The organism is Streptomyces sp. NRRL WC-3626 (assembly GCF_000718785.1).
Classification (GTDB): Bacteria; Actinomycetota; Actinomycetes; order Streptomycetales; family Streptomycetaceae; genus Streptomyces; species Streptomyces edwardsiae.
Map to the genome: position 1 here is coordinate 19,141 of NZ_JOCA01000004.1, position 14,748 is coordinate 33,888.

At 72.8% G+C, this 14,748-nt stretch carries 12 protein-coding genes; 4 read left to right on the forward strand and 8 right to left on the reverse strand.

Annotation, left to right across the window (positions count from 1 at the left end):
• Window positions 1-9: 9 nt before the first annotated feature.
• Entirely contained in the window at window positions 10-780 is a 771-nt protein-coding gene (locus IF28_RS0107815; RefSeq protein ID WP_030215929.1) for a TetR/AcrR family transcriptional regulator, read from the reverse strand.
• Between the two features lie 88 nt (window positions 781-868).
• Between IF28_RS0107815 and IF28_RS0107820 the strand changes: the two genes are divergently transcribed.
• The 3 genes from IF28_RS0107820 to IF28_RS0107830 all read left to right on the forward strand — a co-directional run bounded on the left by IF28_RS0107820 (window position 869) and on the right by IF28_RS0107830 (window position 4,366).
• Window positions 869-1,831, forward strand: a complete 963-nt coding sequence (locus tag IF28_RS0107820; protein WP_030215930.1) for a daunorubicin resistance protein DrrA family ABC transporter ATP-binding protein — start codon at window positions 869-871, stop codon at window positions 1,829-1,831.
• Entirely contained in the window at window positions 1,828-2,640 is an 813-nt protein-coding gene (locus tag IF28_RS0107825; RefSeq protein ID WP_030215931.1) for an ABC transporter permease, read from the forward strand. Before IF28_RS0107820 ends, IF28_RS0107825 begins: the two co-directional genes overlap by 4 nt.
• A 265-nt stretch (window positions 2,641-2,905) precedes the next feature.
• A complete protein-coding gene (locus IF28_RS0107830) occupies window positions 2,906-4,366 on the forward strand; it encodes an MFS transporter (RefSeq protein ID WP_234325023.1) in 1,461 nt (486 codons plus the stop codon).
• A 68-nt stretch (window positions 4,367-4,434) separates the two neighbouring features.
• Here IF28_RS0107830 and serC read toward each other — a convergent pair whose 3' ends face one another.
• The 7 genes from serC to IF28_RS0107865 form a co-directional block, all read right to left on the reverse strand.
• Window positions 4,435-5,553, reverse strand: coding sequence for a phosphoserine transaminase (serC, locus tag IF28_RS0107835; protein WP_030215933.1), 1,119 nt, complete (start codon window positions 5,551-5,553; stop codon window positions 4,435-4,437).
• Window positions 5,554-5,703: 150 nt separating this feature from the next.
• Window positions 5,704-6,954 (reverse strand): cytochrome P450 family protein, encoded by a 1,251-nt coding sequence (locus IF28_RS0107840; RefSeq protein WP_030215934.1) that lies wholly within the window; start codon window positions 6,952-6,954, stop codon window positions 5,704-5,706.
• Window positions 6,951-8,186, reverse strand: a complete 1,236-nt coding sequence (locus IF28_RS0107845; protein ID WP_030215935.1) for a cytochrome P450 — start codon at window positions 8,184-8,186, stop codon at window positions 6,951-6,953. Before IF28_RS0107845 ends, IF28_RS0107840 begins: the two co-directional genes overlap by 4 nt.
• A complete protein-coding gene (locus IF28_RS0107850; RefSeq protein WP_030215937.1) occupies window positions 8,183-8,800 on the reverse strand; it encodes a GTP-binding protein in 618 nt (205 codons plus the stop codon). The genes IF28_RS0107845 and IF28_RS0107850 overlap by 4 nt, the downstream gene beginning before the upstream one ends.
• Window positions 8,781-9,128, reverse strand: a complete 348-nt coding sequence (locus IF28_RS0107855; RefSeq protein ID WP_030215938.1) for a DUF742 domain-containing protein — start codon at window positions 9,126-9,128, stop codon at window positions 8,781-8,783. Before IF28_RS0107855 ends, IF28_RS0107850 begins: the two co-directional genes overlap by 20 nt.
• Window positions 9,125-9,532, reverse strand: a complete 408-nt coding sequence (locus IF28_RS0107860; RefSeq protein ID WP_030215939.1) for a roadblock/LC7 domain-containing protein — start codon at window positions 9,530-9,532, stop codon at window positions 9,125-9,127. Before IF28_RS0107860 ends, IF28_RS0107855 begins: the two co-directional genes overlap by 4 nt.
• The gene (locus tag IF28_RS0107865) at window positions 9,529-11,493 is read right to left on the reverse strand and encodes a sensor histidine kinase (RefSeq protein WP_030215941.1); all 1,965 of its coding nucleotides are present in this window, start codon (window positions 11,491-11,493) and stop codon (window positions 9,529-9,531) included. Before IF28_RS0107865 ends, IF28_RS0107860 begins: the two co-directional genes overlap by 4 nt.
• A gap of 306 nt (window positions 11,494-11,799) precedes the next feature.
• Here IF28_RS0107865 and IF28_RS0107870 point away from each other — a divergent pair, with 306 nt between their 5' ends.
• Window positions 11,800-14,670, forward strand: coding sequence for an FAD-binding and (Fe-S)-binding domain-containing protein (locus IF28_RS0107870; protein ID WP_030215943.1), 2,871 nt, complete (start codon window positions 11,800-11,802; stop codon window positions 14,668-14,670).
• Window positions 14,671-14,748: the final 78 nt, after the last annotated feature.

Sequence of the window (14,748 nt, forward strand, 5' to 3'; positions counted from 1 at the left end):
GGGTCTCCGTCACTCCGTGGCCCGCCGGGCGGCGACGAACACCTCCAGGCCGTCCAGGATCCGCCGCAGCCCGAACCCGAAGTGGTCGAAACCGGAGGCGAAGGTGTCCTCCGACAGCCCGGCCAGCACGGGATAGCGCCCGCTGAGCATGGCCTTCTCCAGGGCCGGCCGCTGCGCCTCCCAGAACTGCGCGTCCGTCAGCCCGGAGCCGCGCTCGGCCTGCTCCTGGTACAGCAGGGTCCGCGCGGCCCCGACCACATACCCGTCGATCATGATGATCGCCGACAGCAGCTCGGGGTCCGACAGTCCCATCGGCTTGATCCGGGAGAGCACCTTCTCCATGCCTTCCAGCGCGCTCGGGCCGAGGATCGGGCGGGACTGGTTGACCTCCAGCAGCCACGGATGCCGGCGGTACAGCGCGAGGGTGGCGTGCCCCAGGGCCTCCAGCGCCGCGCGCCAGCCGCCGTCACCGAGCGCCGCCGCGTCCTGCGAGGGCCGCTGCACCCGGTCCAGCATCAGGTCGAGCAGCTCGCCCTTGCCGGGGACGTAGCGGTACAGGGACATCGTTCCGGTGCCGAGTTCCGTGGCGATGCGGCGCATCGAGAGTGCGCCGATCCCGTCCCGGTCGGCGACCTCGATCGCCGTCTCCACGATGCGGTCCAGCGTCAGCCCCGGCTTCGGGCCGCGGCTCGGCCGCGGACCGGTGTCCCACAGCAGGTCGAGGGTGCGGCCGATGTCGCCGCTCCCACTGGTCTCCGTACCGCCCGAACCGCTCGTCATGGGGGAATTCTAGATCCGCCCTCAAAAAACTGAGTACGGTGTACGCGCAATCGGGTACGGTGTACCCAGTTATTGGAAGGGGGGACCCATGAACGACGGTTACGCGGTCCGGGCCGAGGCCCTGGAGAAGCGCTACGGCGAGAAGCGCGCCCTCGACGGCTTCGACCTCGCCGTCCGCGAGGGCACGGTGCACGGACTGCTCGGACCGAACGGAGCCGGCAAGACCACCGCCGTACGCATCCTGTCGACGCTGATCCGCCTCGACGGCGGCCGCGCCACGGTCGCCGGGCTCGACGTGTCCAAGAGGCCGCGCGAGGTGCGGGCGCGGATCGGGCTCACCGGGCAGTACGCGGCCGTGGACGAGGTGCTCACCGGGCGGCAGAACCTGGAGATGTTCGGCAGGCTGTTCCACCTCGGCGGCAGGCGGGCCGCGTCGCGGGCGGCCGGACTGCTGGAGAGGTTCGGCCTGACCGACGCCGCGGACAAGGGCGTCGGCGGCTACAGCGGCGGCATGCGCCGCCGCCTCGATCTCGCCGCCTCGATGATCCTCGCCCCGGCGGTGCTCTTCCTGGACGAGCCGACGACGGGACTGGACCCCCGCAGCCGCGGTGAGGTCTGGGACTCCGTAAGGGCGTTGGTGGCCGACGGCACCACCGTGCTGCTGACCACGCAGTACCTGGAGGAGGCCGACCGGCTGGCCTCCCGGATCACCGTCATCGACCAGGGACGTGCCATCGCCGACGACAGCCCGGACGGGCTGAAGAACCTGATCGGCGGCGACCGCATCGAGGTCGTCGTCGCCGAGCGCTCCGACATCCCGCGCGCGGTGAAGGTGGTCGCCCGGGTCGCCGACGGCGAACCCGAGTCGGACGAAACCGAGTTGCGGGTGCACGCCCCCGTGACCGACCGGGTGGCCGCGCTGACCGAGGTGGCGCGCACCCTCCAGGACGAGGGCGTACGGGTCGAGGACCTGGGCTTGCGCAGGCCCAGCCTCGACGACGTGTTCCTGCGCCTGACCGGACACCGTACGGAGAAGGAGACGGCGGCATGAGCACCACCGCACCGGCCGCGCACGGCCCCGCCTACTGGGCGGTCGCGGACTGCTGGAACATCGTCCGCCGGGGCCTGACCCACTACCGGCGCCAGCCGGTCAACATCGCCTGGCAGCTGGGCTTCCCGATCCTCTCCGTCCTCCTCTACGGCTATGTCTTCGGCAGCGCGATGACGGTCCCCGGAGGAGGGGACTACAAGGACTTCCTGATGCCGGGCATGTTCGTGATGACGATGGCGTTCGGCTTCATCAACACCGCGACCGTCGTCGTGTACGACTCCACCAAGGGGGTCATCGACCGGTTCCGCTCCATGCCGATGGCGTCCTCGGCGGTGGTGGCGGGGCGCGGGGTGACCGATCTCGTCGTCGCCTGCGCGGAGTTGGCCATCCTGATGCTGACCGCGCTGGCCATGGGCTGGCGCCCGGACGGCGGCTGGGGCTTCCTCGCGGCCTTCGGGCTGCTGCTGTGGCTGCGGTTCTCGCTGATCTGGATCGGGGTGTGGCTGGGCCTGCTGGTGCCCAACCCGGAGGCGGCGGGCGGCCTGTTCGCGGTCGCGTTCCCGCTGACGATGATCTCCAGCATCTTCGTCGCCCCGCAGCTGATGCCCGACTGGCTGGGCTGGGTGGCCTCCTGGAACCCGATCTCCTCCACGGCCGCCGCGGCCCGCGACCTGTTCGGCACCCCGGTCGGCGGCGGCGACTCCTGGGTGGAGCGGCACGCGCTGCTGATGGCGGGGGTGTGGCCCCTCGTCCTGACGGCGGTCTTCCTGCCGCTGGCCGTACGGAGGTTCCAGCGGCTGAGCCGGTGAGGGACGGTCACCGGGGGCCGCCCCCGTCGCGGTCCACCCGCTGACCGGCTGACATACGGCCTGTCCCGCCCGGCCGGCGGGACGGGCCGTACGGGCGTCTGTGAACCGCGTCACGGCGGTCGGTGGCCCCGGAGGGACCTGGTCCCGTGGTTAGACTGGAGTTCTGCTCGGCCCCACGGCCGAGGTGGTCAGACCCGCCGTCCGGTGGTCTGGTCCGAGGCTCGAAACCTCCGGCGCTCCTAGACAGAACCCCGGAGGTTTCCTCATGTCCGGCCTGCCGTCCTCACCCGCAGCTCCCGACCCCCGCCGGTGGTGGGCGCTCGCGGTGATCGCGCTGACGCAGCTGGTGGTCGTGCTCGACGCGACGATCGTCAACGTGGCCCTGCCCCAGGCCCAGCACGAACTGGGGCTGAGCGACACCGAGCGGCAGTGGGTCGTCACCGCCTACGTCCTGACGTTCGGCGCGCTGCTGTTGCTGGGCGGACGCGTCGCCGACTACTGGGGCCGCAAGCGCAGCTACATGGTCGGGATGCTCGGGTTCGGCGCCGCCTCCGTATGGGGCGGTCTCGCGCAGAGCGGAACCGAACTGATCGCGGCGCGCGGTCTGCAGGGCGTGTTCGCGGCACTGCTGGCGCCCGCGGCGCTCGCGCTGCTGACGGTCACGTTCCCGGCCGGGCGCGAGCGGGGGACGGCGTTCGCGGTCTTCGGCACCGTCGCCGGCACCGGCGCCGCGGTGGGCCTGGCGCTGGGCGGTGTCCTGACCGAGTACGCCGACTGGCGGTGGTGCCTGCTGGTCAACATCGTCTTCGCCGTCGTCGGCCTGGTCGGCGCGCTGCTGTGCGTGTCGGAGAGCCGGGTCGACGGGGACGACGCGTACGACATCCCGGGCACCCTGACCGTCACCCTCGGACTGGCCGCCCTGGTCTACGGGTTCACCCTGGCCGAGTCCGGGTGGACCGAGCCGGACACCATCGGCTTCCTCGCCGCCGGTCTGGTGCTGCTCGCGGTGTTCGTGCGGATCGAGTCCCGCGTCGCGCAGCCGCTGCTGCCGTTGCGGATCGTGCGCGACCGGGTCCGCGCCGGAGCGTTCCTGATCCAGGCGGCCATCGGCGCCGTCTTCATCGGGATGACGCTCTACCTGATGTTCCACCTTCAGCTCGTGCTCGGGCTCTCTCCGCTGCCGGCCGGCCTCGCCGCCCTCGCGATGACCTTCGCCACCATGGTCACCGCACCCGTGGCCGCCAGGCTGCTGCCGCTGTGGGGCCCCCGTGTGCTGTTGACCGGCGGGCCGTTGATCGCCGCGGCCGGGATGCTGTGGCTGAGCTTCGTCACCCCCGACGGCAGCTACTGGACCCAGGTCTTCGGCGGCCTGGTGGTGGTGGGCGCCGGAATCGCGTTCGTGATCATCCCGGTCCAGAACGTCGCTCTCACCGGCGTCCGCCCCCACGACGCGGGCGCGGCATCGGCGCTGGTCAACTCCGCCATGCAGATCGGCGGCTGCGTGGGCCTGTCGGTGTTCACCACGGTCTACCTCAGTGCCGCCGAACGGTCCGCCGCGGCCGGCGGCGACCGGGCGGCCGTCCTCACCGACGGCTACTCCGCGGTGTTCCTCGCCACGGCCGTCACCCTGGTCGCCGGGGCGCTGGTCGCCGCGACCATGCTCCGCGGCACCCGCCCCACGCCGACGCCGCGGGAAACCGCCGAGGTCCCGGTGCACGCCGGCTGACCCGACGCCGCGAAGGGCGCCCGGTGAACCATCCACCGGGCGCCCTTCGCGCATCGTGCGGGATGTGCCTACAGCTGTTCGATGACGTAGTCGACGCACTTCGTCAGGGCCTCGACGTCCGCCGGGTCGATCGCCGGGAACATGGCGACGCGGAGCTGGTTGCGGCCCAGCTTGCGGTACGGCTCGGTGTCCACGATGCCGTTGGCGCGCAGGGCCTTGGCGACGGCGGCGGCGTCGATCTCGTCCGAGAAGTCGATCGTGCCGATGACCTGGGAGCGCTTCGCCGGGTCCGTGACGAACGGGGTGGCGTACTTGGACTCGTCCGCCCAGGTGTACAGGCGGGACGAGGAGTCCTTCGTACGGGCCGTGGACCAGGCGAGTCCGCCCTGGCCGTTGATCCACTCCAGCTGCTCGTTGAGGAGGAACAGGGTGGCCAGCGCCGGGGTGTTGTACGTCTGGTTCTTGCGGGAGTTGTCGATCGCCGTGGGCAGGCTGAAGAACTCCGGGACATGGCGGCCGGACGCGTGGATCCGCTCGGCGCGCTCGATCGCGGCCGGGGAGAACACGCCGATCCACAGGCCGCCGTCGGAGGCGAAGGACTTCTGCGGGGCGAAGTAGTAGACGTCCGTCTCGGCGATGTCGACCGGGAGGCCGCCCGCGCCGGAGGTGGCGTCGACCAGGACGAGGGAGCCCTCGTCGGCGCCGGCGACGCGCCGGATCGGCATGGCGACGCCGGTGGAGGTCTCGTTGTGGGTGAACGCGTAGACGTCCACGCCGGCTTCGGCGACCGCCTCCGGGTGCGTGCCCGGGTCGGAGGCGACGACGGTGGGCTCGGCGAGCCACGGGGCGAGCTTCGCGGCCTTGGCGAACTTGGAGCTGAACTCGCCGAAGTTGAGGTGCTGCGACTTGTTCTCGATCAGTCCGTGGGTCGCGACGTCCCAGAACGCGGTGGAGCCGCCGTTGCCGAGGACCACCTCGTAGCCGTCGGGAAGCCGGAACAGCTCACGGATGCCCTCGCGCACCGTGCCGACCAGGTTCTTCACCGGGGCCTGGCGGTGGGAGGTGCCGAGCAGGGACGTGCCGGTCGCGGCCAGGGCGTCCAGCGCCTCCGTCCGTACCTTGGAGGGACCCGCGCCGAAACGTCCGTCGGCGGGCTTGATGTCAGCGGGAATCTGGATATCAGCCACGAACGGAGCCTAGCGGCTGAGCGAAACCCCGGCGCAACATCGTCCGTCCGCTGAGACGGAAAAAGAACCGGAGGTGGGAATGGGGGAGGGACAGGAGGAGGGGCGGGTGGCGGACGGACCGGGGGGTGGTTCGTCCGCCACCCGCGTCGCTCACCCGCCGAGCCGCACCGGCAGCTCGTACAGGTCGTTCTGGGTGACCACCGGCTTGTTGCGCAGCTCCGCCGACGGGACCGCCAGGTCCAGCTTCGGGAAGCGGGCGTACAGGGCCGGCAGGGCCACACTCGCCTCCAGGCGGGACAGGGCCGCCCCCGGGCACACGTGCGGGCCGTGGCCGAAGGAGATGTGCCGCTGGGAGATCTCACGGGTGATGTCGAAGACGCCCGCCGACGGCCCGTGCGCCTGCTCGTCGCGGCCGATCGCGCCGTACGACACGATCAGCGCGTCCCCGGCCGGCAGGACCTTGTCGCCCACCGGTATGTCCTCCGTGGCGAACCGGATCAGCACGTGCGAGGTCGGCGTGGCGTACCGCAGCGTCTCCTCGACCACCGCCGACCAGTCCGTCGCGCCGGACAGCACGAGGTCGCGCTGCTCGGGGTGGAGGGAGAGGTTGACCACCGCGTTGACGATGAGGGAGATCGTCGTCTCGTGGCCGGCCGCGACCATCAGCTGCAGCGTCGCGACGATCTCCTGGTCGGTGAGGCGGTCGCCGTCCTCCGACGCCTGGATCAGCGCCGAGGTCAGGTCGTCGCCCGGGTGCTCCCGCTTGTGCGCGACCGTCTCGGCCATGATCCCGGCCAGCTCGGTCAGCGTCGCGATGACCTCCTCCGGCGGGGTCTGCGTCGAGAAGAACTTCTCGAACAGCTCCTTCAGCCGCGGCAGCCGCTCCTCCGCCAGCCCCATCAGGTCGGCGACGACGTACATCGGCAGCGGGTAGGCGAACAGCGCCTTCAGGTCGACCGTGTCGCCCGGCTCGGCGGCCACCTGGTCGAGGAGGCCCTCGGTCAGCTCCGTGATCCGCTCCCGCATCCGCTCCACCCGCCGCGGGGTGAGCGCCTGCGCGACCAGGGTGCGCAGCCGGCGGTGGTCGGAACCGTCCACGGTGAGCATGGAACGGGGCGGGTTGGCCAGCCCGATCAGCGGCCAGTCGGGGGCGATCTCCCCGCGCTGCCAGGCCGTCCACACGTTGATGTCCTTCACCAGCCGCGGGTCGGTGAGCAGCTTCTTCGCCTCGGCGTGATGCGTCACCGCCCACACCGGCACATCACCCGGCAGCGTCACCGCGGCCAGCGGCCCGGCCGCCCGCAGCGCGGCGCTCTCCGCCTCCAGGTCGGAGACGAAGGGGTCGAGCGGGATACGGGTCTGTTCGGTGTCGGTCGTGGTGGTGTCCGTACCAGCCGTCATGCGAGCGAGCCTCCAAGGGCGGGAGTGGGTGTGAACGTGACCGTGAGTTCGGACAGTCCGCGCAGCCACGGCGACGGGCGGCGGGTCAGGTCCGCGGCCGGCACCGCGAGGTCGATGTCCGGCAGCCGGTCCAGTACGACCTCGATGCCGGTCCGGGCGATCACCTCGGCGATCTCCTGCGCCGGGAACGGGCAGCGGTGCTCCCCGTGGCCGAAGGAGAAGTGGGCGCCGTTGCCGCCGGTCAGCGCCGAGCCGTCGGTACGCACCTGGGGGTCGGAGTTGGCGCCCTGCAGACCGAGCAGCAGCATGTCCCCGGCGCGGACCCTGCGCCCGCCGAGCTGGGTGTCGCGGGACGCCCAGCGGCCGGCGATGACCTGGGACGGCGTGTCCTCCCACAGCACCTCGTTCATCGCCTCGGCGATGCTGTTGCGGCCGCCGAACAGGGAGGCCGCGAACCGGCTGTCGGTGAGCATCAGATGCAGGGAGTTGCCGATCCAGTCGGCGGTCGGCTGATGGCCGGCCGCCAGCATCACCATCATGTCCTGGACGATCTCCTCCTCGGTGAAGCCCGAGGTGTCGGCGAGCATCCTGGACGCCACGTCGTCGGCGGGCGCGCCCTTGCGGGAGGCAACCAGCTCCGTCATCGACGTGAACAGATGGGTCTGGCCGGAGATCGCCCGGTCCCGGCCGTCGATCATGTCGTTGAGGGCGGTGACCAGGCCCGGCCCCTCCTCGTCCGAGAAGCCGAAGATACGGGCCAGCACCCGCACCGGCAGCAGCATCGCGAACTCGGCGATCAGATCGGCGCTGCCCTGCGGGCAGATCCCGTCGATCAGCTCGTCCGCGAACTTCTCGGCGTAACCGCGCAGTTCGTACGGGTCGACGGCCTCCAGCGCGGCCACCAGCATTCCGGCCCGCTCGCGGTGCCGCTCGCCGACGGTGTAGAGGATCGACGGCTGCTTACGGCCGATCATCGGCAGCAGCGGCCAGTCGTCGGGGATGCTGTCCCACTGGTTCCACAGGTCGGAGTCGCGGCTGAACAGCACCGGGTCGCCGGTGACCTGGTGCAGTTCGCGGTAGCCGAGCACCAGCCACGCCGGGGCGTCGCCGTCCAGCAGCACCGGGACGACACTGCCGTGTTCGCGGCGCATCTCCCGGTACACGCGCGCGGGGTCGTCCTGGAGGACGAGTCCGCTGAGCGGGACGGCGTTGGGGACGGAGGCGGGACTCACACCAGCTCCTGACGGGGTGCTCGGGCCGGGTCGGCGTACAGGGCCTGGATGTGCTCCACCAGCGTGATCAGCACGATCTTGCTGGACTCCCGGGACCGCGCGTCGCAGTTGACCAGCGGTACATGCGGATCGAGGTCGAGGGCCTCGCGGATCTGCTGGGGGGTGAAGGTGTCGCCGCCGAAGTCGTTGCACGCCACGATGAACGGCGTGCCGTGCTTCTCCAGCCGGTCGATGGCGTACCAGGAGTCGTCGATGCGCCGCGTGTCGACCAGGACGACCGCGCCGAGCGTGCCGGAGAACAGCCGGTCCCACAGGAACCAGAAGCGCTCCTGGCCGGGCGCCCCGAACAGGTACAGCACATTGCGCGTGTCGAGGGTGATGCGGCCGAAGTCGAAGGCGACGGTGGTCGCGGTCTTGCCGCTCACCCCACTGGTGTCGTCCACGGCCTCCCCGGCCTGGGTCATCGTCTCCTCGGTGTTGAGGGGACGGATCTCGCTGACCGAGCGGACCATCGTCGTCTTGCCGGCGCCGAAGCCGCCCACGACCACGATCTTGAGGCCGTTGTCGGCCGACGCGCCCAGCGGCGTACGCGTCTCAGAGGTTGCGGAGTCCAACGAGCACCTGCTCCAGGATGTCGGGGTCGGGTACGGCGGCCTTGCGGGGGTGACGGGCACTGACCCGGCCCGCCGCCTGCAGGTCGCAGAGCAGGATCCGGGTGATGCTCACGGGCAGCTTCAGCACGGCGGCGATCTCCACGACCGCCGTGGGGCGTTCGGTCAGCCGCAGGATCGCCGCGTGCTCGGACTGCATGCCGGGCACCGGATCGCATTCGGCGACGACGAGCGTCACCAGGTCGAAGGGGTTGTCGGGGCCGGACCGGCTGCGCCCTCCGGTGAGGGTGTAGAGCCGGTCCGGGGCGTCGTCCCTGCCGGGCCTGCTCATGAGGTGCGCGGCTGCGCGGTCAGGTGCTCACCGATCTGCTCCACGAGCTCGCTCATGTTGTGCCCGATGAGTCCGGCGTCCGCGTCCTCGGCGGTGACGACGGCCAGGTGCGCGCCCTCGCCGGCCTCCACGATGAACAGCACACCGCCGTAGAACTCGGTCATCGCCGAGCGCACGCCGCCGCTGCCGTCGCCGAACTCGACGGACGCGCCGTGCGACAGCGACTGGATGCCGGCGGCGATCGCGGCGAGCTGGTCCGCCTGGTCGGCGGAGAGTTCCGGGGTACGGCACAGTTTCAGGCCGTCCCTGGACAGCACGAGCGCGTGCCGCGCGCCGGGCGTGCGCTCCAGCAGGCCCTCTATCAGCCAGGTCAGCTTCTCGTCGGCGGTCGTCGTGCCGGTCATGAGGTGGTGTCGCCTTCCGGGGTCGTGGGGGTGGGCTGTGTCTCGGGGGTCGGTTCGGGGGTGGTGCCGCTGTCCGGGTCGGCCGTGTCGTCGGGGGTCGGCGGACGGACGGCCTGGCGGAAGCTGCTGAAGCGGGCGGTGCGCGCCTTGGTCTCCTCGGCCGTCGGGGCCGGCCGGGGCGTGCCGGTACGGCCGCTGGGGCGCGTGCGCTCCGCTTCGGCGAGGGTCCGGCCCCGGCTGCGGCGGGGCAGTACGAGCGGGGGCGCGTCGGAGTCCCGGCCGGCGGACTCGTGGGTCGGCACCGGGTCGGGGTCGAGGTCGGCGCCGGCGCGGGAGGCGGCGTACGAGAGGGCGCTCCCGGGGCAGGTCACCCCGTCCGCGGGGGCCTGGCCGGCGTCGCCGCGCGCGGTGACGTGGCCGGTCTCCGGCTCGGGACGGCCGGTCCGCGTGCGGCCGGTCTCCGTGCGGCCGTCGTCCCCGCGGCGGGGGAGTGCGGCGGCGGCCTCGGCTTCGACGAGGGCGGCGGGACTGGCCGGCACGGACGGCATGCCCGCCGAAGCGGGGGAGGGCGACGGCGTCGGCGCGTCCGGCGTCACGAGGATGTCCTGCGGGACGAGCATCAGCACACCCGTGCCGCCGCGGGCCGAGGGACGGTACGACACCCGGAGCCCGTACCGCCGGGCCAGCCGGCCGACCACGCCGAGGCCGAGCCGGGTGCCGGTGAGGCCGCCGAGTTCGGCGGACTCGCCGGAGACCGCGCGTTCGGCGCGGCGCAGCTGGGCCTCGCCCATGACGAGCCCGCTGTCCTCGACGGACACGATGACGCCGGCCGGTACCTCCTCCACGTACACATGGACCTCGGCGGACGGCGGCGAGAAGTTCGCGGCGTTGTCGAGGAGTTCGGCGAGGGCGTGCATCACGCCCTCGGCGGCGTGCCCGGCGACCGCGGTGTCGCTGGCGGAGTGGACGCGGACCCGCTGGTAGCCGCTGATCCGGCCCATGGCGCCGCGCAGGATCGACTCCATGGCGATGGGCCGGGCCCAGCGGCGGCCGGAGCGGGCGCCGGTGAGGACGGCGACGGAGTCGGCGAGCCTGCCCGCCTGGGCGGTGCGGTGGTCGAGGTGGAGCAGGTCGGCGAGGACCTCCTCGTCGTGGTGCTTCTCCTCCATCGCGCGCAGGTCGGCGAGCATGCCGGTGGACAGGGCCTGCATCCGGCCGGCCGCGTTGGCGGTCGCCGCCAGCGCGGCGGCGCGGGCGCTGTCGGCCTCGCGGAGCCGGACGGTCAGCCGCGTGTTCTCCGCGCCGAGCCGTGCCTCCTCCTGTGCGAGGCGGGCGCGTTCGTCCTCCAGCCGGTCGTGTTCCGCGGTGTGCTGCAGCGTCAGCCGCGCGGCGTCGTCGGCGTGCTGGGCCAGGACGCGGCGGAGCTCCTCGGCGTGCCGCTCGGCGGCCCGGGTCAGTTCGGCGGTGTGCGCGTCGGTGAGCCGGGCGCACTCGTCGGCGTGCTCCTGCGTCAACCGGGCGATCGCGGAGACGTGTTCCTCGTTCAGCCGGTCGCGCTCGGCGGCCAGGGCCTCGGCGAGATGGGCCCGCTCCCGGTCCAGCTCGGTGGACAACCGGGCACGTTCCCGGGTGAGTTCACCGGTCAGCCGCTCGTGCTGACGGCGGGACTCCTCCGTCAGCCGCGACCGTTCCTGGAGCAGCCGGCCGACGTCCTGCGTGACGGATTCCAGCCGGGCCCGGGCCGCCCGCGCCGACAGTACGGCGTAGGCGGCCGTCGCGGCGGCGGCGCACAGCAGTACGGCGGCGGCCGCCCCGACCACGATGACGGAGCCGATCGCCGCGTCCGGGACGAGAAGGAGGGCGGCGAGGACCCCGGCCGCGGAGACTGCCGCGGTGAGCAGGGGAACGGGCAACAGGCTACGGGGGGTGGGTCGGTCGCCGGGGAGCAGGGGGGAGGTCATCAATCAGGGTCCTCGTCGGGTCCTCGGTCATCCTCGGTCGGTCCGGGGGCGCGCGCCGTCGTGTCCGGGCGGCCCTCGGCGGTTGCGCGGTGATGCCGGACCTGATGCGGGGTCTGTTTTTCGAACGCCGTCCGACAACTGCGCGCAACTCGCGGTCACTATATGAGAGTTCGTGATCGACTTGGGAAGATTCCGCTTCGAATTTCGGTAATGAACACATCCCGCACGGGCCGCGGGAACGCTCCGGACGCACCGTGAGGGGTGCGCCGTCCGCCGCGTCCGGCCCCCCGGAGGCATCCTGAGACCATGACGGATCACCGGGAACTGCTGGCCGGACTGCGGGCGGCCGTGCGCGGCGAGGTCGACTTCGGCACGACCGCACGGGCTCTGACCACCATGGACGCCTCCAACTACCGCCGGGTGCCGCTCGGCGTGGTCGCCCCGCGGGACGCCGACGACGTCGCCGCCGCGCTGGCGGTGTGCCGGACGCACGGGGTGCCCGTGGTGCCACGCGGCGGCGGCACGTCCATCGCGGGTCAGGCGACCGGTATCGGCGTCGTACTCGACTTCACACGGCACATGAACCGTCTGCTGTCCCTCGACCCGGGGGCGCGCACGGCCGTCGTCCAGCCGGGCCTGGTCCTCGACCGCCTCCAGGAGGCCGCCGCCCCGCACGGCCTGCGCTTCGGCCCCGACCCCTCCACCCACAGCCGCTGCACCCTCGGCGGCATGATCGGCAACAACTCCTGCGGTTCCCACTCGGTCGCCTGGGGCACGACGGCCGACAGCGTGCGCGAACTGTCGGTCGTGACCCCGCGCGGGGAACGGCTGCGTCCGGGACGTGCCTGGGCGGGCGCCCCGGCCGGGCTCCGCGACCTGGTCGACGGCGAACTCGCCCGCCTGCGCACGGGTTTCCCGGACCTGCCGCGCCGTATCTCCGGCTACGCGGTGGACGCCCTGCTGCCCGAGAGGGGCGCGGACGTCGCCCGCAGCCTCTGCGGTTCGGAGGGCACGCTGGGCGTGCTCACGGAGGCGGTCGTCGATCTCGTACCGGCACCACGCGCGCGTGCGCTCGCCGTGCTGGCGTACGCGGACGAGAGCGGGGCGGCTCAGGCGGCGGCGGGCCTGTTGCCGTGGGGGCCGCTGACGGTGGAGGGCATGGCGGCGGACCTGGTGCCCGTGTCGTCCGCCGCGGACCTCCCGCGCGGCGGGGCCTGGCTGTTCGTGGAGACCGGCGGGGACACGGAGGCGGAGGCACGCGCGCGTGCGGAGACGATCGTCCGCGCGGCGGACGTCGTCGACTCCCTGGTGGTCACCGACCCGTCCCGGCAGCGCGCGCTGTGGCGCGTCCGGGAGGACGCGAGCGGTACGGCGACCCGCATGCCGGACGGCACGGAGGCCTGGCCCGGCTGGGAGGACTGCGCGGTGCCGCCCGCCCGCCTCGGCGCGTATCTGCGCGACTTCCGGTCCCTGATGACGGAACACGGCCTGCGCGGCACCCCGTACGGGCACTTCGGGGACGGCTGCATCCACGTACGCCTCGACTTCGACCTGCTGACCACCGTCGGCGTCGCCCGCTTCCGGCGCTTCTCGGAGGACCTGGCCGACCTGGTCGTCTCCCACGGCGGCTCGCTCTCCGGGGAGCACGGCGACGGCCGGGCGCGTGCGGAACTGCTGCCGCGCATGTACGGGGCGGAGACGGTCGCCCTCTTCGAGCGCGTGAAGGCCGTCTGGGACCCGGACGACCTCCTCAACCCCGGCATGCTGGTCCGCCCCGCCCCCCTGGACACGGACCTCCGCTTCTCCGTCCTCCCGCGGGAACCGGTCGACGTCGTCTTCGGCTACCCCGCCGACGGCGGCGACTTCCCGGCGGCGGTACGCCGCTGCGTGGGCGTCGCCAAGTGCCGTACGACGACGGTGTCGGGGCCGGCGGTGATGTGCCCGTCGTTCCGCGCGACGGGGGAGGAGGAGCACTCCACGCGCGGGCGCGCCCGCCTGCTGCACGAGATGCTCGCGGGCGAGCTGATCACCGACGGCTGGCGGTCCACGGAGGTACGGGACGCCCTCGACCTGTGCCTGTCCTGCAAGGGCTGCCGCTCGGACTGTCCGGTCGGGGTCGACATGGCCACGTACAAGGCGGAGTTCCTCCACCACCACTACGAAGGCCGCCGCCGGCCGGCCGCGCACTATGCGATGGGGTGGCTGCCGGTGTGGCTGGGCTGGGTCGCGCGGACGCGGACCGCGGGGGCGGTGAACGCCCTCGCCTCGGTGCGCCCGCTCGCGCGGGCGGCGAAACGGCTCGGCGGGATCGCGGGGGAGCGGGAGATCCCCCGGGTGGCGGGGGAGACGTTCACGCGGTGGTGGCGAGGGCGGGGAGGACGGCGCTCGGGCGACGGCGGGCTGGTGGTCCTCTGGCCGGACACCTTCACGGAGCACCTGTCGCCGTCGGTGGGCCGGGCGGCCGTACGGGTCCTGGAGGCGGCGGGTCTGCGGGTCGCGCTGCCTCCCACCCTGCGGCCGGGGAGCCGCCCCGTGGGTGACGCCCGCACCCGCTCGGCCCTCTCCCTGCTGACGGCCCGCAGAGGCCGGGTCTGCTGCGGCCTGACGTACATCTCCACGGGACAGCTCGACCGTGCCCGTACGGTCCTGCGCCGCACGCTCGACCTCCTGGAACCGGTGCTCGCCACGGACGCCCCCCTGGTCGTCCTCGAACCGAGCTGCGCCGCCGCTCTGCGCACGGACGCCCCGGAACTCCTCCACGACGACCCGCGCGCGGCCCTGCTCGCCGCCCGGGTCCTGACCTTCGCGGAGGTGCTGGAACGGCACGCCCCGGACTGGACCCCACCGTCCCTGAACCGTCCGGTCACCGGCCAGACCCACTGCCACCAGCACGCGGTCCTGGGTGACGCGCCCGATCGCGGACTCCGTACGGCGGCCGGCCTCACCGGCGAACTGGCGGGCGGCTGCTGCGGCCTGGCGGGCAACTTCGGCTTCGAGGCCGGCCACTACGAGGTCTCGGCGGCCTGCGCGGAGGACCAGCTCCTCCCGGCGGTACGCGAAGCACCGTCCGACGCGATCGTCCTGGCCGACGGCTTCTCCTGCCGGACACAGCTGGAACAGCTGGCGGGCGTCCGGGGCCGGCACCTGGCGGAGGTCCTGGACGCCGCTCTCCCGTGACGAGTGGATGTGCGGGACGGTGCTCGTCGGCCGGCGCCGTCCCGTCGTACCCGGCCGAGGGGACAGCCGGAAAGACGT

What these genes read in the sequence shown, in the direction of transcription:
- IF28_RS0107815 (WP_030215929.1), bottom strand. Translation starts at nt 780, where the DNA reads ATGACGAGCGGTTCGGGCGGTACGGAGACCAGTGGGAGCGGCGACATC.
- IF28_RS0107820 (WP_030215930.1), top strand. Translation starts at nt 869, where the DNA reads ATGAACGACGGTTACGCGGTCCGGGCCGAGGCCCTGGAGAAGCGCTAC.
- IF28_RS0107825 (WP_030215931.1), top strand. Translation starts at nt 1,828, where the DNA reads ATGAGCACCACCGCACCGGCCGCGCACGGCCCCGCCTACTGGGCGGTC.
- IF28_RS0107830 (WP_234325023.1), top strand. Translation starts at nt 2,906, where the DNA reads ATGTCCGGCCTGCCGTCCTCACCCGCAGCTCCCGACCCCCGCCGGTGG.
- IF28_RS0107840 (WP_030215934.1), bottom strand. Translation starts at nt 6,954, where the DNA reads ATGACGGCTGGTACGGACACCACCACGACCGACACCGAACAGACCCGT.
- IF28_RS0107855 (WP_030215938.1), bottom strand. Translation starts at nt 9,128, where the DNA reads ATGAGCAGGCCCGGCAGGGACGACGCCCCGGACCGGCTCTACACCCTC.
- IF28_RS0107860 (WP_030215939.1), bottom strand. Translation starts at nt 9,532, where the DNA reads ATGACCGGCACGACGACCGCCGACGAGAAGCTGACCTGGCTGATAGAG.
- IF28_RS0107865 (WP_030215941.1), bottom strand. Translation starts at nt 11,493, where the DNA reads ATGACCTCCCCCCTGCTCCCCGGCGACCGACCCACCCCCCGTAGCCTG.
- IF28_RS0107870 (WP_030215943.1), top strand. Translation starts at nt 11,800, where the DNA reads ATGACGGATCACCGGGAACTGCTGGCCGGACTGCGGGCGGCCGTGCGC.